General features: G+C 68.4%; 23 protein-coding genes and 1 tRNA gene. 10 read left to right on the forward strand and 14 right to left on the reverse strand.

The genetic code is table 11. The features are described from left to right. Positions 1 to 29: 29 nt before the first annotated feature. Positions 30 to 1,811 carry an aldehyde ferredoxin oxidoreductase family protein gene (locus ACRYA2_RS05215; protein ID WP_433624941.1) on the reverse strand — a complete coding sequence of 594 codons (1,782 nt, stop codon included), beginning with the start codon at positions 1,809 to 1,811 and terminating at the stop codon, positions 30 to 32. Between the two features lie 91 nt (positions 1,812 to 1,902). Here ACRYA2_RS05215 and ACRYA2_RS05220 point away from each other — a divergent pair, with 91 nt between their 5' ends. The 4 genes from ACRYA2_RS05220 (at position 1,903) to ACRYA2_RS05235 (ending at position 7,955) form a co-directional block, all read left to right on the forward strand. Beyond that, entirely contained in the window at positions 1,903 to 2,112 is a 210-nt protein-coding gene (locus ACRYA2_RS05220; protein ID WP_433624942.1) for a hypothetical protein, read from the forward strand. Positions 2,113 to 2,214: 102 nt separating this feature from the next. Next, entirely contained in the window at positions 2,215 to 3,828 is a 1,614-nt protein-coding gene (locus ACRYA2_RS05225; protein WP_433624944.1) for an NADH-ubiquinone oxidoreductase-F iron-sulfur binding region domain-containing protein, read from the forward strand. After that, positions 3,825 to 7,262, forward strand: coding sequence for a molybdopterin-dependent oxidoreductase (locus ACRYA2_RS05230; RefSeq protein ID WP_433624946.1), 3,438 nt, complete (start codon positions 3,825 to 3,827; stop codon positions 7,260 to 7,262). The genes ACRYA2_RS05225 and ACRYA2_RS05230 overlap by 4 nt, the downstream gene beginning before the upstream one ends. A gap of 84 nt (positions 7,263 to 7,346) precedes the next feature. Beyond that, entirely contained in the window at positions 7,347 to 7,955 is a 609-nt protein-coding gene (locus ACRYA2_RS05235; RefSeq protein ID WP_433624948.1) for a molybdenum cofactor guanylyltransferase, read from the forward strand. Here ACRYA2_RS05235 and yqeC read toward each other — a convergent pair. Beyond that, entirely contained in the window at positions 7,952 to 8,680 is a 729-nt protein-coding gene (yqeC, locus tag ACRYA2_RS05240) for a selenium cofactor biosynthesis protein YqeC (protein ID WP_433626021.1), read from the reverse strand. The genes ACRYA2_RS05235 and yqeC overlap by 4 nt on opposite strands. Before the next feature lie 239 nt (positions 8,681 to 8,919). Between yqeC and mch the strand changes: the two genes are divergently transcribed. From mch to ACRYA2_RS05255, 3 genes are all read left to right on the forward strand, one after another. Next, positions 8,920 to 9,852 (forward strand): methenyltetrahydromethanopterin cyclohydrolase, encoded by a 933-nt coding sequence (mch, locus tag ACRYA2_RS05245; RefSeq protein WP_433624950.1) that lies wholly within the window; start codon positions 8,920 to 8,922, stop codon positions 9,850 to 9,852. Further along, positions 9,849 to 10,331 carry a double winged helix-containing putative transcriptional regulator gene (locus ACRYA2_RS05250; protein WP_433624952.1) on the forward strand — a complete coding sequence of 161 codons (483 nt, stop codon included), beginning with the start codon at positions 9,849 to 9,851 and terminating at the stop codon, positions 10,329 to 10,331. Before mch ends, ACRYA2_RS05250 begins: the two co-directional genes overlap by 4 nt. Positions 10,332 to 10,424: 93 nt before the next feature. Next, positions 10,425 to 11,102, forward strand: coding sequence for an HAD family hydrolase (locus tag ACRYA2_RS05255; protein ID WP_433624954.1), 678 nt, complete (start codon positions 10,425 to 10,427; stop codon positions 11,100 to 11,102). Positions 11,103 to 11,177: 75 nt separating this feature from the next. Here ACRYA2_RS05255 and ACRYA2_RS05260 read toward each other — a convergent pair whose 3' ends face one another. The 7 genes from ACRYA2_RS05260 to ACRYA2_RS05290 form a co-directional block, all read right to left on the reverse strand. Continuing rightward, entirely contained in the window at positions 11,178 to 12,821 is a 1,644-nt protein-coding gene (locus ACRYA2_RS05260) for a GTPBP1 family GTP-binding protein (RefSeq protein WP_433624956.1), read from the reverse strand. Positions 12,822 to 12,912: 91 nt separating this feature from the next. After that, positions 12,913 to 13,959, reverse strand: coding sequence for a restriction endonuclease (locus tag ACRYA2_RS05265; protein WP_433624958.1), 1,047 nt, complete (start codon positions 13,957 to 13,959; stop codon positions 12,913 to 12,915). 7 nt (positions 13,960 to 13,966) lie between these two features. After that, entirely contained in the window at positions 13,967 to 15,394 is a 1,428-nt protein-coding gene (locus ACRYA2_RS05270; protein WP_433624960.1) for a BGTF surface domain-containing protein, read from the reverse strand. Positions 15,395 to 15,586: 192 nt separating this feature from the next. Further along, positions 15,587 to 16,162 (reverse strand): J domain-containing protein, encoded by a 576-nt coding sequence (locus tag ACRYA2_RS05275; RefSeq protein WP_433624962.1) that lies wholly within the window; start codon positions 16,160 to 16,162, stop codon positions 15,587 to 15,589. A 105-nt stretch (positions 16,163 to 16,267) separates the two neighbouring features. After that, positions 16,268 to 17,233, reverse strand: a complete 966-nt coding sequence (locus ACRYA2_RS05280) for an aldo/keto reductase (protein ID WP_113277063.1) — start codon at positions 17,231 to 17,233, stop codon at positions 16,268 to 16,270. Positions 17,234 to 17,287: 54 nt separating this feature from the next. Then, complete coding sequence (locus tag ACRYA2_RS05285; RefSeq protein ID WP_433624965.1) at positions 17,288 to 17,557, reverse strand: DUF8028 family protein; 270 nt, start codon at positions 17,555 to 17,557, stop codon at positions 17,288 to 17,290. 166 nt (positions 17,558 to 17,723) lie between these two features. Continuing rightward, entirely contained in the window at positions 17,724 to 18,536 is an 813-nt protein-coding gene (locus tag ACRYA2_RS05290; protein ID WP_433624966.1) for a ZIP family metal transporter, read from the reverse strand. 337 nt (positions 18,537 to 18,873) lie between these two features. Between ACRYA2_RS05290 and ACRYA2_RS05295 the strand changes: the two genes are divergently transcribed. After that, positions 18,874 to 19,365, forward strand: coding sequence for a YciE/YciF ferroxidase family protein (locus tag ACRYA2_RS05295; protein ID WP_433624968.1), 492 nt, complete (start codon positions 18,874 to 18,876; stop codon positions 19,363 to 19,365). A gap of 143 nt (positions 19,366 to 19,508) precedes the next feature. Next, on the forward strand, positions 19,509 to 19,679 hold the full coding sequence (locus ACRYA2_RS05300; protein WP_433624970.1) for a hypothetical protein: 171 nt from the start codon (positions 19,509 to 19,511) through the stop codon (positions 19,677 to 19,679). Positions 19,680 to 19,698: 19 nt separating this feature from the next. Here the strand turns inward: ACRYA2_RS05300 and ACRYA2_RS05305 are convergent. Both ACRYA2_RS05305 and ACRYA2_RS05310 read right to left on the reverse strand, forming a co-directional pair. Further along, positions 19,699 to 19,845 (reverse strand) — tRNA-Met (locus ACRYA2_RS05305). A gap of 104 nt (positions 19,846 to 19,949) precedes the next feature. Continuing rightward, the gene (locus tag ACRYA2_RS05310; RefSeq protein WP_433624972.1) at positions 19,950 to 20,567 is read right to left on the reverse strand and encodes an adenylate kinase; all 618 of its coding nucleotides are present in this window, start codon (positions 20,565 to 20,567) and stop codon (positions 19,950 to 19,952) included. A gap of 96 nt (positions 20,568 to 20,663) precedes the next feature. Between ACRYA2_RS05310 and ACRYA2_RS05315 the strand changes: the two genes are divergently transcribed. After that, positions 20,664 to 21,104, forward strand: coding sequence for a DUF7975 family protein (locus ACRYA2_RS05315; protein ID WP_433624974.1), 441 nt, complete (start codon positions 20,664 to 20,666; stop codon positions 21,102 to 21,104). Positions 21,105 to 21,188: 84 nt separating this feature from the next. Here the strand turns inward: ACRYA2_RS05315 and ACRYA2_RS05320 are convergent, their stop codons facing one another. The 3 genes from ACRYA2_RS05320 to trkA form a co-directional block, all read right to left on the reverse strand. Beyond that, entirely contained in the window at positions 21,189 to 21,419 is a 231-nt protein-coding gene (locus tag ACRYA2_RS05320; protein ID WP_433624976.1) for an Lrp/AsnC ligand binding domain-containing protein, read from the reverse strand. Positions 21,420 to 21,496: 77 nt separating this feature from the next. After that, positions 21,497 to 23,116, reverse strand: coding sequence for a TrkH family potassium uptake protein (locus tag ACRYA2_RS05325; RefSeq protein WP_433624978.1), 1,620 nt, complete (start codon positions 23,114 to 23,116; stop codon positions 21,497 to 21,499). Then, positions 23,113 to 24,453, reverse strand: a complete 1,341-nt coding sequence (gene trkA / locus ACRYA2_RS05330) for a Trk system potassium transporter TrkA (RefSeq protein WP_433624980.1) — start codon at positions 24,451 to 24,453, stop codon at positions 23,113 to 23,115. The genes ACRYA2_RS05325 and trkA overlap by 4 nt, the downstream gene beginning before the upstream one ends. Positions 24,454 to 24,605: the final 152 nt, after the last annotated feature.

Below are 24,605 nucleotides of genomic sequence, written 5' to 3' on the forward strand. Positions count from 1 at the left end.
CGCGGCGAGCCGTTCGTCGCGCCCGCGGTTCACCGAACCGGTGACGTGCCGGGTTCGTCGAGGGGAGTCCGGTCGTCGACGACGTCGTCCAGGTCGAGTCGGGCGAGCGTCTCGGCGAGCGGGCGGCCGTTCGGTCCCCACCCCCTGGCGGCGTAGTACCGGTCGAGCGCCCGCTCGAAGTCGTCGGAGTCGATGCGACCCCCCTCGCCGGTGGGGAGCGGCTCTCGGAAGGTGACCGGAAGGTCGTCGTCCGTTCTGTCGAACCCCTCCCGGACGTTGAACAGCCGGACGAGCGTCCAGACCCGCTCGCCGAGTCGATACAGGTCGTCGGGGTCGTACTCCCGCCCGAGGGCGGTCAGCCACTCGGCGCCCAGGTCGTCGAACGTCTCGCCGAGGAAGTCGTCCGCCGGGAGGCTCCAGAGCACCGACCGGACGTCCTGTGCGGTCGTGACCGCTCCGACCTGCTTTTCGAGCGACCACTCGCCCTCGAAGACCTCCTCCTCGAACGGTCGTGCGCGGCGGTGACAGCCGCCGCGGTCGCTGGTCGCGTAGGCCAGCGCCATGCTGCCGGCGCGCCGCGGGTCGTAGGACGGCACGGCCATCGACTTCACGGTCGGCAGGAACTCGTCGCCGCCGTACCGGTCGGCGGCGACGGCGACGCCGTCGGCTAGCGCGTCCGCGACCGAATCCTCGCGGGTGGCGATCCGTTCCAGCAGCGCCGTCGCGGCGTCGGCGTCGCCGAACGTGACGTCCAGGTCGACGTGTCCCGCGTCGGCGGCGCGAATCGCCCAGGCGACGGCGTTGCCGGCGCTGATCACGTCCATCCCGAGGCGGTCGCAGCGGGCACCCAGCGACGCGACGTCGTCGAAGTCGTCGATACCGAGCCCGGCGCCCAGCGTCATCGCGGTCGCGCCGCGCGGAACGGTCTCCCCGTCGTCGGTCTCGACGCGGAACCCGCCGGGACGGTCGCCGTCGGCGTACTCTCGCTCGACGGCCGCCTCCTTGGCGGCCTCGATGCCGATGGCCTCGCTCCCGTCGAACTCCGTGGTCTGCCACCCCCGCGCCGCGAGCAGACCGGTCTCGTCGGCGAAGTCGAGGCTCTCGATGGTCGCCCCCGCGGCCAGCCACCGGCCGGTGTCGTGGTCCCGGTACGTCTCGGCGTACTCCTCGCGGAGTCGCGCGAGGTCCCCGGTCGGTTCTATCGGGTCGCCGCGCACCGCGACGGCCTTCAGGTTCTTGGCGCCCATCACGGCTCCCGCGCCGCCTCGACCGGCGTGGTGGTCGCCGCCGTCGGACGCGATGGTCGCGTACCTGACCGCCGCTTCGCCCGCCGGACCGACGCACGCGACCGCGTGGTCGGGAAACGCCGCCGCCACCTCCCCGGCGTCACCGCCGGCGAGGTCGGCGGCAGAGACGACCGCGGCGTCGCCGTCGCGCACCCGAATCGCGACGGGCGCGTCGGCACTCCCCGTGACGAGCAGTCCGAGACAGTTCGGGAGGGCGCCAGCGAGGCGGGCGGGGAAGCTCCCGCCGGCGTACGAGTCGAGGAAGCCGCCGGTCAGCGGCGATTTCGTGACCGCGGCGTACCGTGTCTCTCCGGGGAGATACCCCGAGAGCGGACCGAGCACGAATCCAAGCACGTTGTTCGGCCCCAGCGGGTCGGTTCCCGCATCGAGTTCTTCGTACAGATAGCGGGCGCCAAGACCCTTGCCCCCGAGAAACCGTCGCCGCCACCGCTCCGGTACCCGTTCGCGGCGGACGGTCCCGGTCGAGAGGTCGACCCGGAGTACGTGGTCACGAGTCTGGGTCACGTTCGTCCCCTACGGACGGTCCCGACAAGAGTGCACGGGCGGACCCGGTCCCGGCCCGAATCCATATCCGCTATCGAGGACAAGGGCGCGTGTGAACGAAGAACGCACGCGGTCGATCCGCGTCCGAACCCTCGCCGTGGCGACCCTCCTGGTAGTGGCAATCGGCGGAGCGGCGTTCCGGGCGTGGCGCGAACGGGCACCCCTGGCACGGTCGTATCGACGCGCGGAGCAGCGCTCGGACGAAGAACGCGACGGCGGCGGCCCGAACCCCGAGCGCGAACCCGGCACGGACCCGGTCTGAGAACCACCCGACGACGGGCGCGCCCCCGCCGTCCTTCGAACACGTCACCGAGGCTGGAAGAGGCCACAACGCTTTCTGGCCCTCTCTCCAATTGGAACGTCAATGGCCAAGACGGACGGTTCCGTGAGCGAGTCGTCCGTCGTCCGCGTCACGGTCGGCCGCGGCGAATCTCCGAGCGACGAGGCCGCCGACGGAGAGACGCCCGCCGTGGAGCGGGGACGACGGATTTTCGAAGCCGCGCGGTCCGCCGCCGACGAGGCGGCCGTGCTCGAAGTGGGTTCGACCGGCGCTCGCGCGCTCGAACCGCTCGTTCTCGTTACCGACGAGGGACGGACGGCGTATCACCTTCGTCCGTCGCCCGAGCGGACGCGGGCGCTCGTCGAGGGTGTCGAATCGGGAGACGTCGGGGCGGACGACGCCGCGTGGGTCGTCGAGCACGCACCCGACACCGGGACGCTGCCGACGCCGCCGGACGGACCGCTCGCGGTCGGGACTCGACGCGTTCTCGGCGGCTGTGGGTGGACCGACCCGGAGGGGAACGTCGGCGAGAGCGCCGCTGCGCTCGCGCGCGACGACCCGGACGCGGCGCTCGGGCGACTCGACAACGTCGGGGTCCGCGGGCGCGGGCGGGCCGACGCGAGCCAGGACACCGCCGTCACCGACGACGTAGAGACCGTGCGCGAGACGCCGGGCGACCCGGTCGTGGTCGTGAACGCCAACGAGAGCGACCGCCGCAACGAGACCGACCGCACGCTGCTCGGCGGAGCGCCGGCGACGGTGCTCGACGGCGCGCTGGCCGTCGCCGCCATCGTCGGCGCCGACCCGGGCGACGTCGTCGTGTACACGAACGAGGCCGACGACCTCGCACGGAGCCGAACTCGCGGTGCGGCGCACGCCGTCGTCGACGCGCTCGACGACGAGACGGGCGACGGCGGCACGGACGCCCCGCAGGTCGTCGCCGGGCCCGACGAGTACATCGCCGGAGAGCACACCATGGCGCTCGAAGCGCTGGAGGGAAACGACCGGCTCGAAGCGCGCCTGCGCCCGCCCGGCCCCGCCCGGCACGGACTGTACGGTCGACCGACGGTCGTGCACACGCCCAGGACGTTCGCCCAGATTCGGCGGGCGCTGCTCGACCCGGACGCGTTCGACGCCACCGACGCCGACCCCGGAACGCGGGTGTTCACCGTGACCGGCGACGTCGAGACGGCGGCGACCGTCGAACTGCCGACCGGCGGCTCGCTGGCCGACGTACGCGACGCCGTCGACGCGGAGGGGCGGGTCAAGATGGCGTGTGTGGGCGGCCAGTTCGGCGGCCTCACCCGGTCGCTCGACCACGGGGCGAGTTCGCTCGCCCTGACGAACGCGGACCTCGGCACCGAGGGCGTGGTCGAACTGTTCGACGATAGCCGCTGTCCGGTGGCGACCACCGGCAAGCGCGTGCGGTTCGCCAGCGAGGAGAACTGCGGCCGCTGTTTCCCCTGCCGCGAGGGGTCGAAACAGCTCCTCGACCTCCTGCGCGGCGTCTACGACGGCAGCTACGAGGACGACATGATACGCGAACTGACCCGCTCGATGGGGAGTTCGAGCCTCTGTTACTTCGGGCAGTCGGCCGCTCGAACCGTCGGGACGGCGCTCGACCGGTTCGAGACCGAGTTCGAGGCGCACGCCGACGGCCGTTGTCCCAGCGGCGTCTGCGAGGTGACCCAGCAATGAGCAAGGAGGATTCCCCCGGACCGACCGAGCACAGTCCCACCGAAGCGACGCCCGGCGTCCCGAACGTAGACGACCCCCGGTCGAGCACGCCGCTGACCGAGGACTTCCGCACCGGGACGGCGAACGACCCTGAGGTCGGGTCCGCCGACGACGACGGCATGACGACCGTGACGGTCGACGACGACCCCGTCGCCGTCGCGCCGGGGTCGACGCTCATCGACGCCATCGAGACGCTAGACACCGAGTCCGACGTCCCGGCGCTGTGTTACTACGACCGCGACACCGAGCAGGCCGAGAACGTCGGACCGCGCGGCACGTGCCGGACCTGCATGGTCGAGACCGACGAGTACGGCGTCGTCCCGGCCTGTAGCTTCCCGGCCGAGGACGGCCTCGACGTGAAGACCGACGCGACCGACGCGGAGGAGGCGCGGGACGTCAACCTCGACCTCGTCCTCGCGAACCACAACCTGCGGTGTACGACCTGCGGACAGAACGGTCGCTGCGAACTCCAGGACACCGCCATCGAGCACGGCGTGAACGAGCCGCGGTACGGCGTGTTCGACGACCGCGACGCGTACGCGCCCCTCGACGACACGTCGGTCATCCAGATCGACCGCAACAAGTGCATCCTCTGCAATCGCTGCGTCGAGGCGTGCAACGACGTCCAGAACGCGGGCGTCCTCCGGATGTCGGGGAAGGGCGACGACGTCCACATCGACTTCCAGAAGCCCGAGGCCGAGACGATGGAGGAATCGACCTGCATCTCGTGCGGCCACTGCGTCACCGTCTGTCCCACGGGGTCGCTCGTCGAGGAGGGACTCACGGACGCGACGACCATCCCGCTCCCCGGCTTCACCCAGAAGAACTCCATCGGGACGGTGCGGGAGAGCGAGCCCGTCGAGACGGCCGACACGGCCGAAGCGCCGAACCGCAACGTCCCGGAGATGAGGAGCGAGAGCGGTTCGGTCCGGACCGACGCGGAGGAGACGTCCGGCGTCGCGGCGTTCATGCAGAAGGCCAAGCGCCGGGCGTCGGAGCTGTCGAAGAAGGCCACCGACAAGACGCTTGAAAGCGTCGAGCACACCGCGGAGGGGCTCGCCGAGGAGTCGCTCACCGTCGGGCAGATGTTCGACGCCGCGGAGGTCGTCAGCAGGGGTCGCAAGCGCGACCTGAAGGTGGCCGACACGACCTGCACCTACTGCGGCGTCGGCTGCCGGTTCAAGCTGTACGGGAAGGGCGAGGAGGTGCTGGGGGTCCGGCCGGCCGACCCCGAGGAGACGCCCGCGAACGACTTCTCGACCTGCGTGAAAGGGAAGTTCGGCTACGACTTCGTCGACTCAGACGAGCGATTGACGACCCCGCTCGTCAGGGAGGACGGGGAGTTCCGCGAGGCGTCGTGGGACGAGGCCCTGGACCGCGTCGCCGACCGACTGACCGAACTCCGCGACGAGCACGGCGAGGATTCGCTGGCGGTCACGTCGTCCTCCAAGGCGACCAACGAGGAGAACTTCCTCGCCCAGAAGTTCGCTCGGCAGGTGTTGGGGACACCGCACGTGGACAACTGCACGCGGCTCTGTCACTCCTCGACCGTCGCCGCGCTGAAGGAGACCGTGGGCTACGGCGCGATGACGAACCGCATCAACGAGGACATCGGCGAGACCGACTGCTATCTCATCACCGGGTCGAACACGACCGAGAGCCACCCCGTGCTGGCGACCCGCATCGTCCAGAACGTCCGCGACGGCGCGGACCTGTTCGTGTTCGACCCGCGGGAGACGACCATCGCGGAGCACGCCGACCAGTACAGCCGGACGAAGCCGGGCGCGGACATCGCCTGGCTCAACGGGATGATGCGCCACATCATCGAGGAGGGCCTCCACGACGAGGAGTTCGTCGACGAACGCACCAAGCACTTCGACGAACTGAAGGAGGCCGTCGAGCCGTACACGCCCGAGGTCGTCGAGGAGGCGACGGACGTTCCGCCGTCGGAACTGAAGGACGCGGCCGAGACCATCGCGAAGGCGGACACCTGCGTCTACGGCTGGGCAATGGGACTGACCCAGCACGCGCACGGAACGCGCAACGCGCTCGCCGTCGCCAACCTGGCGCTGCTCTGTGGCCACCTCGGCAAGCCGCGCTCCGGGCTGTCGCCGTTCCGGGGCCAGAACAACGTGCAGGGCGGCGGCGGCGACATGGGTCCGATTCCGAACAACCTCCCGGGCTACCAGTCCGTCGAGGACGACGACGTGCTCGACAAGTTCGAGGAGGTGTGGGGCGTCCGTCCGCCGGACGAGGTCGGTCTCCGCATCACCGAGATGTTCAGCGCCATCCCGAACGTCGAGGAGACCGTCTCCGGCGGGGAGGGTGACGATGCGTACGGCGGGGACGAGTCCGCCGACGAGCAGGAGCGCGGCACCGACGACCCGAGCGCCGAAGAGGGGTACACCCCTGACAACACCGACCTGCACGGGATGTACATCGTCGGCGAGAACCCCGCGGTCTCCGAACCGGACCTCGAACACGCCGGCGAGGCGCTGGAGGCGCTCGACTTCCTCGTCGTCCAGGAGCTGTTCATGACCGAGACGGCCGAACACGCGGACGTGGTGTTGCCGGCGGCCTCGCTCGCCGAGAAGTACGGCACCATCACGAACACCGAACGGCGGGTGCAACTCGTCCGACCGGCCGTCGAGTCCCCGGGCGAGGCTCGCACGGACGCCGCCATCCTGCAGGACCTCGCCGGTCGACTCGGCGTCGACTGGGGCTACGAGAGCCCCGCCGACGTGATGGACGAGATAAACGAACTCGCGCCTATCTACGGCGGCGTCACCCACGAACGCCTGGAGGAGAAGGAAGACGGCCTCCAGTGGCCGTGCTGGGACGAGGACCACCCCGGGACGCCGTACCTCTACGAGGACGAGTTCAACTTCGACGACGGGAAGGCGCGGTTCGTCCCGTCCGAACTGCCCGACGAGCAGATGCCCGCCCCGACCGAGGAGTATCCGTTCACACTCACCACCGGACGCGTGCTCTACCACTGGCACACCGGGTCGATGACCCGCCGGGTACAGACGTCGATGCGACACGTCCCCGAGAGCTTCGTCACCGTCCACCCGGACGCGGCCGAGCGACTCGGCGTCGCGGACGGGGAGTACGTCAGCGTCGAGTCCGAGCAGGGCGACATCGTGGTGAAGGCGAACGTCGAGGAGACGTCGGGACCGGACGTGCTGTTCATCCCGATGCACTTCGTCCACGGTGCCGTCAACATGTTGACCAAGGAGGAGTTCGACCCGACGAGCAAGATTCCCCAGTACAAAGTGACGAACGTCCAGGTCCGGCCACTCGGAGCGGACCCCGACCGGGAGCCGACGTCGCCCGACGAACTGGCCAGCGGTCGGTCGGACTCCGACTCGGACACCCTGGCGGGCGACGACTGAGGCGTCGCCCATCCTTCGCGGACGACGTCCCCGCTGTCGAGGGCGGTCGCGGGCTATTTTGGCGTCGACGACGTACCCTGGACCATGGCTGCCGGACTCGTCGTGGCGGGCGGACAGTCGACTCGCTTCGGAGAAGGGGACAAGGCCGTCGCCGAACTCGCCGGCGTTCCGATGATTCGCCGGGTCGCCGACGAACTCGAGAGCGCGGTCGACGAACTGGTCGTCAACTGTCGCCGCGAGCAGACGGACTCGCTGCGTGAGGCGCTTTCGGGGTACGAGCGACCGGTCCGGTTCGCCGAGGACGACGAGCCGGACCGGGGGCCGATGGCCGGTATCCGGACGGGCCTTCACGCGGTCGACGAGACCTACGCGTTCGTCGTCGCCTGCGACATGCCGTTCGTGAACCGGGAACTGGTCGAGTACCTCTTCGACCGGGCGAGCGGTCACGACGCCGCCGTCCCCCAACTCGACGACCAGTGGTTCCAGACGACGCACGCGGTCTACCGTGCCGAACCGATGGCGGCGGCGTGCGGCGCCGCGCTCGACCGCGGCGAGCACAAGATAATCGAGCCGCTGTTCGACCTGGACTACGTCGTCGTCGGCGAAGACGAGGTGCGCAAGCACGGCGGTCTAGACAGCTTCGAGAACGTCAACACGCGCGAGGAGTTCGAGGCGGCGGCGGCTCGCTTCTAGTCCACGACGGCGACGACCGGTTCCGGCGCGACCATGCGGGCGAGAACGACCCGGGGAACGTCCGCCCGTTCCAACACCGCTCGCGCTACTTCGCGACCGGTCGCTTCCAGGTCGGCGTCGTCGACCATGTTCACGACGGGCACGACGGTCGCACCGCCGGGGACGCGCTTGCGACCGCCCTGCTCGCTCGCCAGGACGGTCGCGACGTCGACGGGCCGAATCGGCTCTCCTTCCTCCCGCCCGGTCAGTTCCGCGACCAGTTCCGGCCGGTGGACGTGCTCGTCGTCGAGGGGCTTCCCGACGACCCGCGCGCTCGCGATGGGAACGACGGTGTCGGTGCCCGCCGGAATCTGGGGTTCGTTCCGGTCCGGGGCCTTGAGCAAGCGGGTCCGCGCGCCGTCTGCCTTCACGAGGACGACGTCGGCGGGAGAGTCGTCGCCGAGTGCGGTGACGGTCGCCGGGTCGTACCCGCGATATCGGTCCGACCGCTCCCGTTCGGGGACGACGCCGAGCGGCCACGCCGTCACGTCCTCGACCGCCGTGCGGGGAGCGTCAGTCACGACGACGTCGGCGACGCGCTCGTCGAATATCGGAATGCGGACCGTCGCGGTGACCACTGCCCGGTCCGTCCGCTCCGCGAGCGCGTACAGCGTCGTCTTCTTCCCGCCCGCGCCGACGACGGAGACGACGCCGCCGTCGGCCTCCAGCGCTTCGACGAGATTCATGTCCCCCGGTTCGCGCGCGGACGACTTTGACCCGTCGCTTCGAAGGACGACGGTTCCCCGGCGTCGGCTTCGGGGTTCGACCCCAGTCGTCCCGCAGCGAACGTCGACGGTCCGGACGACGGGCGAGGGCGCGGGTCGCGCCCCGGGGAAAGCCAGCGCCGTCGAAGATTCGGTCGCGAGGTGCGCCGCGAGCGGGAGGACTGACAAACGGTTTACCGTGCGACGCCCAATCCGGACGCATGGAGAGTCTCAACCGGATGGCCCTCGAACTCGTCGACGAGGCCATCGACTTCGCTGAGGAACTGAACGTCGCCGCCTACGAACTCGACTCGGAGGCGACGGTGCTCGATTTCGGCGTAGAGACGGACGGCGGCGTCGAGGCCGGCCTCCTGCTCGCGGAACTCCAGACCGCGGGCCTGGCCACGGTCCAGACCCGGATGGACGAGGTGGCGGGCGCGCCGCTCCAGTACGTCGAACTCTCGACCGACCACCCCGCGCTGGCGCTGCTGTGCTCCCAGAAGGCGGGCTGGGAACTCGGCGTCGAGGGGTTCGAGGGACTGGGCAGCGGCCCGGCCCGCGCGCTGGTCGCCGAGGAGGAAGAGTTCCAGCGCGTCGGCTACACCGACACCTTCGAGTTCGCCGTGCTGGCCGTCGAGTCCGACGAACTGCCGGGCGACACGGTCGCCGAGCACGTGGCCGACCTCACGGGCGTCGAGACGGGGTCCGTCTTCCTCCCGACGTTCTCCACCGCCAGCCTCACCGGGAGCGTCAACGTCGCGTCGCGGGTCGGCGAACTCGCGGCCTTCCGCCTCACCGAACTCGGCTACGACCCGCTCGACATCGTCTCCGTCTCGGGGTCCGCGCCGGTCGCGCCCGTCGCCGGCGACGACGAGACCGCCATCGGCCGGACGAACGACGCGCTGGCGTACGGCGGTCGCGCCCACCTCACCGTGCGCGAGGAGTTCGACAGGTTCGACGAACTGCCCTCGACCGCCGCCGAGGAGTACGGCACGCCGTTCGAGCGGTTCTTCGACGACGCCGACTGGGAGTTCGAGGAGATTCCGGCGAGCGTGTTCGCCCCGGCGAAGGTGACCGTCGACGTGGTCGGCGGCCCGACGCACGTCCTCGGCGCGACCGACGAGGAACTGCTGGCCGAGAGCTTCGAGCTGTGAGGTTCAAACTCGTCCCCGAACCGCCCGCGGACCTCGAATTCGTCGCGGACGCCCAGCGCGCCGTCCCGCTGGTGCCCGGGAGCGAGGACGACTGCTGTGCGCGCCTGATGGACCGGGTCGGCTTCGACAGCCGGGACGCGGCCCGGACGTGGCTCACCTTCCTGCGGGCGCTGGAACTCGCCGAGGAGACCCGGACGGGGTTCGCTCGCACGCGCCGCGACCCGGAGCGCGACGCGCTGGCGGCGTCGTTCGAGGCGCGCGTCTACGGCGCGGAGCGGCTACTCGACCTGCTCGCCGACGGTCCGCTCGACGCGAACGAGGCGTTCGAGCGGTTCCGCGACGAGATTCCGACCTGGGAACACCACAAGGACCCGAGTCGCGTCGAGGACGTGTGGCGCGAGCGCGTCGAGAACGTGCTGGAGTGGGCGGTCCTGCTGGACCTCGCGGAGCGAACCGACGACGGCTATCGGCGGACGTAGCCGGACTCGAGGCCCGCGTCCGAGCGTTCGTCGACGCAACGGGACGGTTCCGCGACGCCCGGTTTTTGTCGGTCCGGTCCGTACCGGCGAGCGATGAGCGTCGACACGGTGCTGTTCGACCTGGACGACACGCTCTGCGAGTACGAACAGGACTCCCGCGAGGTGCTCGCGGAGTCGTTCGACCGGTGCGGCGTCGAACCCTTCTTCGAGCTTTCGGACTACCACGCCCGGTACGACGAGTTCCTGACTGACGGGGAGACCATCGCGGAACTGCGGGCGAACTACTTCGCCGCCATCGCCGAGGAGCGCGGGCACGGCGCGGAGACGGGCCGGGCGGTCGCCGACGCGTACGCCGACGTGCGCGACCACTCGCGCGTCCGGTTCTGCCCGGGCGCGTCCGAGACGCTCGAAGCGCTCGCCCGCGACCACGCCGTCGGCGTCGTTACCAACGGCGCACCGGAGATGCAGCGCACGAAGATGGCGGCGCTCGGCATCGACGACCGCGTCGAAGCAGTCGTGTTCGCGGGCCACGACGCCCCCGCGAAGCCCGAACCGGAACCGTTCGAGCGCGCGCTCGCCGAACTCGGGTCGACGCCCGACCGGGCGGTCCACGTCGGCAACTCGCTCGACAGCGACGTCGCGGGGGCACACGCCGCCGGCCTCCGGTCGGTCTGGGTGCCCGCCGACCCGTCGGTCGTCCCGGAGCCCGAACCGCACTTCGCGTTCGAGACGTTGCGGCCGCTCGGCGACCCGCCGTGGCTCGACGCCTGAAGTCGACGAAGACGCGGCTGGGCCGCTCGGGAGCGTCGGGAGAAACGTGGCGACGCGAACGCCGGGGGAGAGAGCCTACTCGACGGGCGTCACGTCGGTCACGGTGCCGACGCCCTTGCTCTGGCCCTCGCGGAAGACGAACCGCTGGCCCGTCTCGACGAGGTAGGGGTGGAACTTGAACCGGACCGTCGTCGTCCCGCGGTCGCCGGGGAGCAGGTGGCCGCCCTCCGGTTCGAAGACGGCGGCCTCGCTTATCGTCTCAAGGTGGACGACGGGTTCGTAGCCCGTGCCGATGCGCGTCGGGTGGTTGAGCACCATCACCTCGGCCTCGAACTCGCGGACGGGCGTCGGGTCGGCGTCGCTCGGGAGCAGCACCATCCCGCGCTCGACGTCGGCCTCCCTGACCCCCTTGAGCGCGATGCCGACGATGCGGCCGGCCTTCGCCTCGTCGACGCGGTGGTAGTGCATCTCGATGGAGCGCACCTCCACCTCGCGGAACGTGCCGTCGGCCATCGGTCCGAGCAGGAGTTCGTCCCCTGCCTCGACCGACCCCGAGTTGATGGTGCCGCTGGCGACCGCGCCGACGCCGGTGACGCTGTAGGTGCGGTCGACGTACATCCGGAACTGGCCGCTGTCGGCGGTCGTCTTCGGCAATTGCTCGAACATCGCGTCCAGGTCGTCCAGTCCCTCCATCGTCACGGCGCTGGTCGTCAGCACGGGGACGACCTCCTCGCTGATCTCCTCGATGGCGACGTCGATACCGTGACGGTCCACGCGTAGCGGCGTCTTGCCCACGTCGCGCAGCAGGCGCTCGACCTCGCGTTCGACCTCCGTCGCCCGGTCGTCGTCGACGAGGTCCGTCTTCGTGATGGCGACGATGGTCGGCAGGTCGGTCGCCAGCAGGATGCCCAGGTGTTCCCGCGTCGTCTTCGTCGGTCCGTCGTCGGCGGCGACGGTGAGCAGGCCGTAGTCGAGTTTCTGGCCGACGAGACCGCGGATCGTCGTCCGCAGCCACGGCTCGTGGCCGACCGTGTCGACGAACGAGACCAGGCGGTCGCTCTCCTCGACGACCCGGGCGCGGTCGGTCTTGCGGTGCGGATTGTCCATCCGGACCGGGTCGTCCTCGCCGAAGCCGTAGACGGCGTAGGAGAGGTCGGCGCTCAGCCCGCGTTCGACCTCGTGGGGTTGCACGTCGAGGTACCCCCGCGTCCCGCCCTCGCCGTCGTCGGGCTGTCCCGTGACGAGACTCCCCACCAGAGTCGACTTGCCGTGGTCGACGTGGCCGGCCGTCCCGACGACGATGTGTTCGCTGTCGGTTTCGAGCACGGCTCCCTCGCGGATGGTGGCAACGCCGACGAGTCCGTCGCTCTCCTCGCGGGTCGTCGCGCGGGTGTTCACGGTTTCGTCGTCGATGCCCCACGTCTGGACGTCCTCGATGTGTGCGCCCGCCTCCTCGGCGAGCAGGGAGAGAACGTCCATCGACTCGGAGAACGCCTCGGGGTCGATGCCCGCGAGGCCGCCGTCGTCCGTGACGCCAACGACGTAGGTCGCCTCCCCGTCGCCCGAGAGGACGCGATGCCGCAGTTGCGCGGCGAGGCTCTCCATGCGCCCCTCCGACAGGTGAATTTCTCTCGTAAGTCGCTCTTTGAACTCCACGCTACCGCCCTCCTGCTCCCCGCGTTCGAGCGCGCGTTGCAGGGGGGCACGGTCAGCGCTCATGCGCGCGGTTTAGGTCCGCCGGGGCAAAAACCTTGCCCGCGTTACGGCCGCGAACGGGACGAAATCGGTACGTACGGCTCCCGAGAGATCCCTATACGGCGACCGAGATGTTCGCGTCGCGGTCGAACCGCACACCCACGTCGCCGTACACCGCCTCGCTGGCGACGAGCGTCGCCGTCGTCGTCGACTCGCCGACGGAGAAGACGGTCCAGACGGTGGTCGACTCGCCGGGACCGAGCACGGTGGGGTCGAAGCCGCTGGCGTTCGACAGCGGCTGGTGGCCGTGGGTCGTGCCGTTCGCGCGGAGCAGGAAGCCGCGCTGGCGGAGTCCGACCGTCCCGTCGCCGGCGTTCGTGACGTTCATCTCGACGAGAACGAACCGCTGACCCGAGCGCGGTCGGTAGACGGTGTCGTTCCCCGGACGGAGTTCGGTGGTCGCCTTCGCGTTCCACGCCACCTGGAGCGTCGCGGTCTCGTCGCCCGACACCGACGACGCCGCCGAGACGTCGAACGCCGTCTCCTGGACCTCGCCACCCGTGCCGAGGATGGTCGGCCCGACGACGACGGCAGCGACGACCGCGAGCAACGCGACCACCACGCCGCCGACTGCTTTCGCCGGAACCGCCGGGAGACGGTCGAGCGGCCCCTCGTCGTCCGCGTCGCCGGTCGTCTCGTCGTCTGCGGTCCCGTCGTCGCCGGCGGCCGCCCCGTCGGCGTGCTCCCGAACGAGGTCGTGGAGTTCGCGCGCCTCGACGATGGTCCGGAGCTTCTCGCCGTCCACGTGTTCGATACCCGCCTGGTCCGCGATGCGTTCGGCGTCGTCGGTGAACCGCCCCGCGGTGACGACCGCGCCTTCGTCGAGGCCGTACTGCTCGCGGAGCGTGACGAACTGCTGGAGCGCCTTGCCGCTGACGCCGTCGCTGCTCCCCGGCGTCGCCCAGATGAGTCCCTCGGCGTCCTCGCGCTGCAGGGCGACGAAGGACTTCCCGGACTTCTCGGTGACCTGCGTTCGCCAGCCCTGCCGCTCCCAGAGGGCAGCGACGAACGCGGCGAACTCGGACTGGTCCATCTGGCGTATCATCGTCGGTTCGGGAGCGGCGCGTTCGTAATCATGTCCCCAATCATCGTATAAAACCATCGGACAGTTAGCTCGACCGCCGGACGAGCAACACCGCCGCGGCGACCAGCGCGGCCAGCGCCGTACCGGCCTCGAACCCCGGAAGGCCGCCCTCGGAGACGGTTCTGGCGGTTATCGGCGGCGCGGTCGAGACGGGCGTCGCGGTCGGCGTGGCGGTCCCGTTCGCCGCGGTCGTCGCGTTCCCGGTGGTCGACGCGGTGACGTTCGTGGTCGTGACGGTCGTACTGGTCGTTGTCGTCGTGGTAGTGGTGGTCGTGGTCGTCGTTCGCCGCTGCTGCGGTGCGACGACGCCCGGAACGGACTTCTCGACGCTCCCGTTCGGACCGATCAGTTTGAACGTGAACCCTGTCCCGCGACGGACGTCGCCGAAGTCGAACGTCGTGCCGAACGTGTGGTTCGCCCCGACCGTCACCTCCTTCGGTCCGAGGACGAAGTTGTTCGAGCCGTACTTGTACGCGCTCAGTTTCATCGTGCTCCCCGGTGCGAGGGTCGTCGTCCCCGTGATGGTCGTCTCGCCCTTCTCGACGACGACGGAGGCACCGACGTGGTCGATGCTCGCCCGCCGTTTGACGACTTCGAACGTCGTCGTCGCGGACTCCTCCTCGTTCTCTTCTATCAGCGGGTTCGACCCGTCGAGCGCGAACGTCACGTCGTACCTGTCGCCCGGTTCGATACCACGACCGGTGGTGTCGAGGACGAAGTACGTCACGTCGTTCTCCTCGTCGACGAACGTGCGCTTCGACGAGATGTCGTCCGCACTGAACTCGTTCGGCGTCGTGTTCCGTTCGTTGTTGGTCTCGCGGAAGGTCAACGAGACGCCTTCGGTGTCGCCGAACGAATCGATGAACCCGGTGACACCGGAGGCGTTGAGTGCGAGGACGAACCGGTCACCGCGCGCGATGGAGTGGTCTTTCGGCTGGACGATGTTCTTGCGCAGGTCCGCTCCCGAATCGACGTCCCCCATCTCGACCGCCGACGGCATGACGAACGTCTCCGCCCCTCGCGTCGTGCGCTTCCGGATGGTCAACTGACCGACGTCCAGTGGGGTTCCGTCGGCCGTCACGTTCATGCGATAGTTGTCCGGCTGAATCGGCCCCACCTGAGACCACGTCTTCACGTTTATCTTGCTCGTCGGCCCCTCCACAATGAGGTCGCTCTTGCTCTCGCTGCCGGTCTCGTACGTGTTCAATCCGATGGTCGTCTTCCCCTTGAAGTCCGGAATCTGTATCCAGAAACCCGCATTCGGACCGCCGATGTTGACGGTCGATTGCTGGTTCGAGCTGACGGTGATGTAGACGACGTCCCCACGGTCTCCCTCGACGTCGGGCATCGACGCGCTCTTGCCGTCGACGACGGCCGTCTGGAGCGTTCCGCCCACGACGAGGGTGACGACCAGCGCGACGACGAGTCCGGACGACGACAGGTTCGACCTCATCGACCGCCGTCACCCCCGTCGTTTCCCGGGAGGGAGACCGAGAGCCGCGAGAACCGCAGACGGGGACCGGCGTCGGCGAAAGGAGTTGCTGGCTACATATAAGTTGTTCGAGACGTTTCGCACCATCTGTAATAAATCCAGCCGATGAGTACAGCAGATGATAATCCGGCAGTAGCGTTCCGTTCCCGGCTGTCAGCGGTCGTCCTGGAGGCGCTCGTACGCGCTGTTCACGCGCTTGAACGCCTCCTCGCTGCCGTCTTCGCGGTCGGGGTGGACAGTCTTCACCTTCTCGCGGTACGCCTGCCGGACCGACTCCTCGTCGGCTTCCGGGTCGACGTCGAGGATGCTGTAGGCTTCGGCCGCGCTCGGACCGCCCGAGTTGCCGGCGTAGGTGCGTCGTCCTCGCCGACTCGCTCGCTGTCGCTCGCCTGCGCCGCCACGCGCCCGCTGGCGCGCCCACTCCTCGGCCCGCTCGCGGCCGCGTTCGGCCGCACCGCCGGACGCCTGCCGGCCCGCTCCCTCGCGTGCCCGCGTGCCGGCGGTGCGCGGGTCCGGCCCGAAGCCGCGCTGGCGCTCCTGGAACTCGCCCTCCCGGACCTTCCTGGCGAGTCGCCCCGTGGCGTGGTACCAGAGTATCGCCGTGGTGATGGCGAACGGCACCGCGAACACGAGCAGGAAGAGGTTGTAGACGAATCCGAGGATGGCCAGCGACGCCGTTAGCCCGGCGAAGACGGCGGCGATACCGAGGAGGAGCCGCGACCTGTGCACACCGAACTGTTGGTTCGCACCCCTGTTAAGGTTCTCGACCGTACGCGTTCCGCCGGTCGCCGGTCGGTCGACCGTCGCGACCGACCGGCGAAGTCCGGGGCGGAGTCAGACCGACTTCGCGTCGGTGAGCCGCGCGAACTGCTCGTCGGAGAGTTCTATCCGGGTCGCTTCGAGGTTCTCCTCCAGCTGGTCGACGGTGCGCGCGCCGACGATGGGTGCGGTGACGGCGTCGTGCTCGAGCAGCCACGCGAGGCTGACCTGGGCCGTCGAGGCACCGACCTCGTCGGCGACCGCCTCGACCGTCTCGAGGACGTCGAAGTTCTCGTCGGTGAGATACGAGTCGCGGAACTGCTGGTCGGTGGCGCCGCGAGAGCCCGCCGGCGGCTCCTCGTCGCGGCTGTACTTGCCGGTCAGGAACCCGCCCGCGAGCGGCGACCACGGAACCACGCCGACGTCGTAGTCGTCGCACATCGGCAGGTAGTTCGGCTCTACCTCTCGGTTGACGAGGTTGTACCGGGGCTGGGCGAGCCGGAACGGCTCGTACTCCATCTCGTTGGCCTTGACGACCTTCCAGGCGTTCGGTTCGAGCGTCGACGTACCGAGATAGTTCACCTTGCCGTCGCGGACGAAGCCGTCGAGTGTGCGCATGAACTCGTCTGCGGGCGTGTCGTCGTCCCAGCGGTGGACGTACAGCAGGTCGAGGTAGTCGGTGCCGAGACGGTCGAGGATGCGGTCGACCTGCCGGCGCAGGTGTTTGCGCGAGAGGCCGCGACCGTTCGGGTCGTCCGGCCGGGTGGGCCAGTATATCTTCGAGGCGACGACGAAGTCCTCGCGGTCGCGGTCGGCGAGCCAGTTCCCGATGAAGCGCTCGCTGTCGCCGTCGCCGTACATGTCGGCGGTGTCGATGAAGTTGCCGCCGGCGTCGGCGTACGCGTCGAGCAGTTCGTGGGCCCGCTCCTCGCCGATTTCGACTTCGCCGTCGTCGTTCTCGTGTCCGAACCGCCACGTGCCGAACGCGAGTTCGCTCACGCGGGTACCAGTCGCTCCCAGCGACACGGTTTCCAGTTCCATGTCGTCACGATTTCGAGAGCACGGCGTTAAATCGACCGAAATCCGCGCCGCGGGTCACTCCCGTCCGTAGGAGTGGCCCGCGAGGAGGGCGAGACAGTCGAGCGCCAGCAGGGACAAGAAGACAGTCCACTCGGTGCCGTCGAGTCCACCCAGGAGCAGCGGGAGATAGAGAAAGGGGAGGACGACGGCGGACCAGAACCCCACGAATCGAACCGGTGCGAGAACGTGTGCGCGACACTGCTCCAGTACACCGACCGTGGCGCGCCCGGCGTCGGCTCCGCTGCCGACCGAAGGCGCGTCGTCGTTCTCGAATGCTTTCGACATGCTTGGCACACCTCTGCCCACGTCCGTTTCTCTCGCCCAGCGGTCTTGTAGGGGGGCGAGCGTTGACGCCAGTTCACTCCGTTCACGTCGTTCCAACGGGAACGAAGGGACGGCTTACACCGCCGCATACAGCTCGAAACCGTTTACGCCGGGTGCTACGGGCGTCTCAGACCTGTATCAGCGCCAGCGGTACCATCAGTACGACGCCGAGGACCACGCCCGCGACCAGTTCGGGGTAGCCGCGGCTCGGCAGTCCCTCGCCGATCTCCAGCGCCTCGGGGACGAACTCCGATGCGACGAGATATATCATCGCGCCGGCGGCGAAGCCGAACCCTATCGGGAGGAACTGCCGGGCGATGCGGACGAAGTAGAACGCGATGACCGCGCCGATGGGCTGGGGGAGACTGGAGAAGACGGCCCACCAGACCATGCGCCACTTGCCGACGTTCATCGCGCGTAGCGGGATGGAGATGGCCAGACCCTCGGGGACGTTGTGGATGGAGATGGCGATGGTCATGAAGATGGCGAGCAGCGGCACGGTGAACCCGAGGAGACCGATTCCGCCTTCGAAGCCGAGTTCGGCGAACGAGACGCCGATAGCGACGCCCTCGGGGAAACTGTGGACCGTCAGGATGCCAAGGATGAGCACGAGTTTCTTGTAGTCGGCTTCCTCGTACTGCCGCGGGTTCACCTCCGTGCCGGAGATGACGCGGTGGCTGACGATGACGAGCGCGACGCCGACCAGCATCCCCAGCGCCACCCCCCAGACGCTTCCTCCGTTGCCGTTCGACACGCCCTCGAAGATGAGGCCGAACACCGACGCAGCGACCATGATGCCCGAGGCCAGCCCCCAGAGCGTGACGTTCCAGCGGTCGCTCACGTCGTCGACGAGGAAGAACGGTATCGCTCCGACGCCAGTCGCCAGGGCCGTCACCAACCCTGCGATGAACACCAGAACGAGGTTCGCCAGCAGTCCCATACGGAAGCGTTCGGCTTCGGCCCGCATAAGACTTGTCATCTAAGTAATAGATTTTGGCGAGCCTAAAATAGGGGTTTCCGATAATAGAGACTCTATTACTCTACTACAAAATAATTTTGTGAAATCTGTTATCGGAGTTTCATCTCGGGCACTACTGACGACCGACGGGAAATTCCAGACCGGAGGAGAGCGCATCGGAAACCGGCCGAAGGGTCCGGGTATCGGACGGAGAAAATCGCTATCAGGCGACGACGAACCCGGACAGGCATAAAGGGGGTGCGCTTGCAACTCGAACGCCTAACAACGTAACCGTGTTCGGATAGAGTGGAGATCAACAATGAGCACCGAAAGCCTCGACGACCTGTTCGAGACGGGTCTGAAAGAGATGTGCTACACGGAAAAGCAGCTGCTCGACGCGCTCAGCGACCTGGAGAGCGAGGTCAGCGACGAGAAGGCCCAGAGCGCGTTCCGCGAGCACCGCCAGGAGACCGAAGGCCACGTCGAGCGTCTCGAGGAGGTCTTCGACAAGGTCGGCGTCTCGCCGGAGGAGAAGCAGCTCCACGCCATCGACGGCCTCGTCGAGGACCACGACGAGTTCGTCCAGAACGACCCCGAGCAGGAGGCGCTCGAGGCGTTCGATCTCACGGCCGCCCAGAAGTCCGAGCACCTGGAGATCGCCGCCTACGGGAACCTCGCGCATCTCGCCGACCAGCTGGGCCACGACGAGGCGGGGGACCTCCTCCACCAGAATCTCGAAGAGGAAGAGGAGGCCCTCGACGAACTCGTGGAGGCGACCGAGCAGATGGACGTCTCCTCGACAGCGGACTGACGAACCCGAGTTTCGCCGCCATCTTCCTTCTGACGACCCGATAGCGACGGCAGTCCGACGGACTGACGTGTTCGATTCACTATCGTAGCGGATGGAAGAAGTGGCGGTGTTTTCACCGTCTCGTCCGTCAACTACGGTAAACCGTGGTAAGAGATAGATTCAACCTCGACGACGACGATACGCCCGAGATAACCATCTCCGGCGGCGTCCTCGCACTGGTCGCCATCCTCGCGGTGGCCGACCGCCTGCTCACCGGCGGTGAGAACCTGCGGTGGGCGCTTGGGAGCTTCGTAGAGGTTCTCGGTGGCTACTGACGGACGAGCGTCACAGAAATGCCCGGGGAGGGCTCCGAACCCTCGATCTCCGCATGACCCAGGTTCGAGGCTGGCGGGCCCCGTGGGCATGGGAGGCTTCCAAGGCCTGAGCGCCAATCTCAGAACCCTATGAGTGCGGCGCTATGTCCAGCTAAGCCACCCGGGCTCGATTACGGGTAGGGAGGTAGTACTCTTTAAAGTTCTCATATTGTTCGAAAGCAGTGGCGTCGTCTCGCGAATTCCGACCGTCGGGGCATCGTCCGACGGCGTTCAGGCGTTCGAATCGATGGTGTCTCGCACGTCCTTCCAGACCTCGTCCGGGGATTGTTCGCCGTCGATGCGGACGAGGGCGCCCTCGTCGTCGTAGAACTCGACGACCGGTTCCGTGTTCTCCCGGTACACTCGCAGGCGTTCGCGGACGGTCTCCTCGGTGTCGTCCTCGCGCTGGACGAGGCGCTCCGCTACCTCCTCGTCCTCCGCGGGGTCGTACTCGACGTGGTAGATGTCGCCTGTCTCCGGGTCGAGTCGCCGGCCGGTCAGCCGGTGGACGAGTTCCTCCTCGTCGACATCGAGATACAGCACGACGTCGAGGTCGGTGATCTCGTGGAGGTACTCGGCCTGCGAGAGGTTCCGCGGATAGCCGTCGAGGACGTAGCCGTCCGCCTCGTCCAGCGCCGCCCGAACGATCTCGTTCACGACGGGGTCGGGCACGAGTTCGCCCTCGTCCATGTAGCTTGCAGGCGTACCGTGTTCGGTCTCCATGTGCTTGTTCGCCCGGAGGGCGTCGCCGGTCGTGACGTGTTCGACGTCGTACTCCTCGGCGATGCGACGGCTCTGCGTTCCCTTGCCAGCGCCTGGTGCACCCAGGATGAGGATGTGAGGCTCCATGGGAGACCCTGCGTCGTCCTGGCTTAAAGTCTTGAAGAAACCGCTGCGCTTTGCAAGAACGGCTACCTTTTGAGGGCCGGCGACGAACGACCGGACATGACCCGGTTCAGCGCCGCGGAGCCCACGGACCGCCAGAAACTGTTCGCGGACGCCATCGTCGCCCACCGCGAACGCGGGAGCGCGTTCTGCACCTTCCAGGCCGAGTCGCTCGGCGAGGAGAGCGACGCCGAAGCGGACGCGGCCGCGGAGAGCGAAGACGCCGACGGGACCGAGGAGATTCCGCCGTGGATGCAGTTCGGCGACCGGACGCTCAACCTCGACTGTACGGACGAGGAACTCGACCGCCTGAAGGAACTGCTCGGGGAGTTCCCGGCGTTCAAGATAGCGCAACTGGAGAGCCCCGAGGAGGCCGAGGGGACGAACGTTCGAATCAGCGCCAAAGCCGACCCTAACCGCATCGCGCAGTTCGTCGAGCGGACGTTCCGGGAGGTGTACGACCGCCCGGAGGGGTACGTCGCCTGGACCGTCGAGGTGTGAGACGGGGCGGCCGTCCCGCGACCGTTCCGACCGCCGGAGTGGCCGCCGAGAGCGCCCCGGAGGGTGGTCGTGACGTCCGAACCGTCAGTCGAGCCGGAGGTACGTTCGCGTCGTCCCGACCTCCTCCAGCGACCTGATGCCGGAGGTGACGGTCTCCTGGATGCCGTGGATGTCGTCGGCTTCGATTTCGGCGATGACGTCGAAGTCGCCCGCCACGACGTGTGCCTCGGTGACGTTCGGGAGTTCCCGGACGCGCTCGGCGACCGTCTGACTCGTACCCCCGCCAGTGATGACGGTGGTGTACGCGTGAATCATCGCCGTCAGTACGAGAGCGACCGCCAAAACGTTTGGTCCCGGGCGTTCGGACGATCGGGGGTCGCGCTCCCGACGGGTCAGGACCGCCAGTAGGCGGGCGTCAGCAGCACGAGCACCGGCAGGATTTCGAGCCGACCGATCCACATCAGCGCGACCATCAGCAGCTTCGTCGTCGGCGGGAAGGGCAGGTAGCTGTTCATCGGCCCGACGAGCTGGAACCCCGGACCGACGTTGCCCAGCGTCGCGGCGACGGCGCTCATCGATTCGAGGAGGTTCAGCGCCGGGCCGCCCGCTCGCTCCGCGTCGACGAACACGAGGAAGGCGGCGACGAAGAAGATGACGAGGTACAGCAGAGTGAACACGTAGATACCCCGGAGCGCCCGTTCGTCCACGGCGCGCCCGCCGATTCGGACCGGTCGGACGGCCTCGGGGTGGATGGTCGTGAACAGCTCCCGTTTCAGCGACTTCAGGATGACGTACCAGCGGACGATCTTTATCGCACCGCCGGTCGACCCCGCCGAACCGCCGACGAACATGCCGACGAGCAGGAGGTACTGCGCGCCGGCGCTCCAGGTGTTGAAGTCCATGCTGGCGTACCCCGTCGTCGTGATGATGGAGACGACCTGGAAGATGGCGTGGCGGGCCGCCGATTCGACGTTGCCCGCGACGGGACCGACCTGCTCCGGCGTCGTCGCGATGCCCGGACCGACGAACAGCAGGACCGTGAGGACGGCCGATAGTACCCCGAGCACGCCGACGTAGAACCGGAACTCGGCGTCTTCGAGGAACCGCCTCGGCTCGCCGTTCAGTGCGTGCCAGAACAGCGCGAAGTTGGTGCCGGCGGCGACCATGAACGGGACGATGACCCACTGGACGACTGCCGAGAACGCCTCGATGCTGCGTGCCTCCGGCGAGAACCCGCCGGTCGCCATCGTCGTGAAACCGTGCGCGACGGCGTTGTAGAGCGTCATCTCCGGCGCGAGGGGCGTGCCGAGCACGCCGCCGGTGACGTGGAGGCCGTACAGCAGCAGCATCTCGAGCGCGGTGATGCCGAGGTACGCTCGCCAGAGCGCGCGAGCCGTCTCGGCTATCCGGGGCGTGAGCTTCTGGATGCCCGGACCCGGCGCTTCGGCGTCCATCAACTGTGCGCCCCCGACCGACAGTTCGGGGAGGATGGCGACCGCGAGAACGACGATGCCCATCCCGCCGAGCCACTGGGTCTGCTGTCGCCACATCATGACCGCCCGGGAGTGCGTGTCGAAGGAGATGTCCCCCATCACGGTCGCTCCCGTGGTCGTGAATCCGCTCATGCTCTCGAACAGCGCGTTGACCGGGGCTGACAGCGTCGACGGGCCGGACTCGACGACGAGGTAGGGGAACGTCTCGACGACGAGAAGTCCGTTGCCGGCGACGAGGTAGGGGAGACTGCCGACGAGCGAGACGGCGAGCCACGTCAGCGCGACCATCAGGAATCCCTCGCGAGCACCCATGTCGGGGTCGGGGTCGAGACGTTCGAGCAGCCAGCCGACGGTGGCGGTGACGGCGATGGTGACGAGGAAGGTGACCACGCCCTCGCCGTAGTACAGGCCGACGAGCAGGGGGAACACCAGCGGGACCGCGAGCCACTTCAGCACCGACCCGACCAGGCTGACGCTAGCGCGCCAGTCGACGCGGAGTCTCCAGCCGACCACGTTCATAGCTGGGCGCTCACTTCGTCCAGCACGTCGGTGTCCACGAACACGACCACGTGGTCGCCGCGTTGCACGACCGTATCACCGCGCGGGACGACGAACTCGCCGTCCCGGGTTATCGCGCCGACGACGACGCCGTTGGGGAGCCTGGAGACCGCGTCCTGAATCGACGCGTCCGCGAGCACGCTGTCCCCGTCGACCTCGATCTCCAGCACCTCGGCTCGGTCGTTCTCGATGAGCGCGACGTTCTCCGCGGGCGCCTCGCGCGTGAATCGGGTTATCTCCTCGGCGGTCACCTCGCGGGGGTTGATGGCCACGTCGATGCCGACCTGCTCGAACAGGTCCACGTACTCGGCGTCCTCGACGACGGCGATGGCCCGCTCCGCGCCGAGTTGCTTGGCGAGGACGGAGACGAGCAGGTTCTTCTCGTCGTTCTCCAGCGCCGCGACGACGACGTCCGCCTCGTCGACGTGTTCGCGGGTGAGGAACTCCGCGTCGGTCGCGTCGCTCTCCATGACGACCGTGTGCGGCAGGTCCTCGGCGAGTTCCCGGGCGCGTTCGTGGTCGCGTTCGATGAGTCGGGGGCGGAGGTCCCGTTCCTCCATCAGTCGCGCGGTGTGGAAGCCGATCTCGCTCCCGCCGATGACGACGAGCTCCTTGTCCTTGCTCGGCGTCTCGTCGGGCGCGACCTCGCGGGCGAACTGCTGAACGCTCTCTGGGCTCCCGATGACGACGACCTTGTCGTCGGCCCGGATGAGCGTATCGCCCTTCGGGATGGCGACGTCGCCGTTGCGGATGATGGCCGCGAAGGTGAGCGAGTCGAAGTGGTCGGCCTGCTGGACCGTCTGGTCCGCGATGGGGCTGTCGGACCGCACCTCGAACTCGGCCATCTGGACCTTGCCGCCGGCGAACGGGTCCACGTCGCGGGCGGCGGGCAGGCCGATGACGTGCACGATGTCCGTCGCGGTCAACAGGTTCGTACACACCATGAAGTCGACGCCGAACGCGCGCTGGTCGGCGCGCTCCCACGTGTCGAGGTAGTCGACCTTCTTCACCCGGGCGATGGTGAACGGGTCGTCGACTGTCTTCGCCGTCCCGCAGACGACGAGGTTGGTCTCGTCGTCGTCGGTGCTGGCGATGACCATGTCGGCCGCCTCGATGTCGGCTTCGCGAAGCGTCTTCAGGGACGTGCCGTCGCCCTCGACGGCCAGCACGTCTAGCGAGTAGGTCAGCGAGTCGACGCGCTCGGGGTCGCGGTCGACCACGACGACCTCGTGGTTGCCCGCGAGGTTCGCCGCGATGGACGACCCGACCTCACCGGCTCCGACGATGATGACGCGCATGCACAACCCTCCCTGTCATTCCTGTCTTGGTTCCCAGCCACGGCGTAAATTAGTTCCTTTTCATCGGAGCCGACGCGACGAGGAGGGTCGGAACCGGTCGAGTCGGACGGGAAAACGAGCGCAGGACGACGACCCACGGTTCGACGCTCACC

It is taken from the genome of Halomicrococcus pelagicus, from assembly GCF_050954125.1.

Coding starts and splice junctions, on each gene's coding strand:
- ACRYA2_RS05235 (WP_433624948.1), top strand. CDS start 7,347: ATGGCTGCCGGACTCGTCGTGGCGGGCGGACAGTCGACTCGCTTCGGA.
- ACRYA2_RS05315 (WP_433624974.1), top strand. CDS start 20,664: ATGACCCGGTTCAGCGCCGCGGAGCCCACGGACCGCCAGAAACTGTTC.
- ACRYA2_RS05230 (WP_433624946.1), top strand. CDS start 3,825: ATGAGCAAGGAGGATTCCCCCGGACCGACCGAGCACAGTCCCACCGAA.
- ACRYA2_RS05285 (WP_433624965.1), bottom strand. CDS start 17,557: ATGTCGAAAGCATTCGAGAACGACGACGCGCCTTCGGTCGGCAGCGGA.
- ACRYA2_RS05265 (WP_433624958.1), bottom strand. CDS start 13,959: ATGGTTTTATACGATGATTGGGGACATGATTACGAACGCGCCGCTCCC.
- ACRYA2_RS05310 (WP_433624972.1), bottom strand. CDS start 20,567: ATGGAGCCTCACATCCTCATCCTGGGTGCACCAGGCGCTGGCAAGGGA.
- yqeC (WP_433626021.1), bottom strand. CDS start 8,680: ATGAATCTCGTCGAAGCGCTGGAGGCCGACGGCGGCGTCGTCTCCGTC.
- trkA (WP_433624980.1), bottom strand. CDS start 24,453: ATGCGCGTCATCATCGTCGGAGCCGGTGAGGTCGGGTCGTCCATCGCG.
- ACRYA2_RS05290 (WP_433624966.1), bottom strand. CDS start 18,536: ATGGGACTGCTGGCGAACCTCGTTCTGGTGTTCATCGCAGGGTTGGTG.
- ACRYA2_RS05325 (WP_433624978.1), bottom strand. CDS start 23,116: ATGAACGTGGTCGGCTGGAGACTCCGCGTCGACTGGCGCGCTAGCGTC.
- mch (WP_433624950.1), top strand. CDS start 8,920: ATGGAGAGTCTCAACCGGATGGCCCTCGAACTCGTCGACGAGGCCATC.
- ACRYA2_RS05280 (WP_113277063.1), bottom strand. CDS start 17,233: ATGGAACTGGAAACCGTGTCGCTGGGAGCGACTGGTACCCGCGTGAGC.
- ACRYA2_RS05320 (WP_433624976.1), bottom strand. CDS start 21,419: ATGATTCACGCGTACACCACCGTCATCACTGGCGGGGGTACGAGTCAG.
- ACRYA2_RS05270 (WP_433624960.1), bottom strand. CDS start 15,394: ATGAGGTCGAACCTGTCGTCGTCCGGACTCGTCGTCGCGCTGGTCGTC.
- ACRYA2_RS05255 (WP_433624954.1), top strand. CDS start 10,425: ATGAGCGTCGACACGGTGCTGTTCGACCTGGACGACACGCTCTGCGAG.
- ACRYA2_RS05295 (WP_433624968.1), top strand. CDS start 18,874: ATGAGCACCGAAAGCCTCGACGACCTGTTCGAGACGGGTCTGAAAGAG.
- ACRYA2_RS05260 (WP_433624956.1), bottom strand. CDS start 12,821: ATGAGCGCTGACCGTGCCCCCCTGCAACGCGCGCTCGAACGCGGGGAG.
- ACRYA2_RS05225 (WP_433624944.1), top strand. CDS start 2,215: ATGGCCAAGACGGACGGTTCCGTGAGCGAGTCGTCCGTCGTCCGCGTC.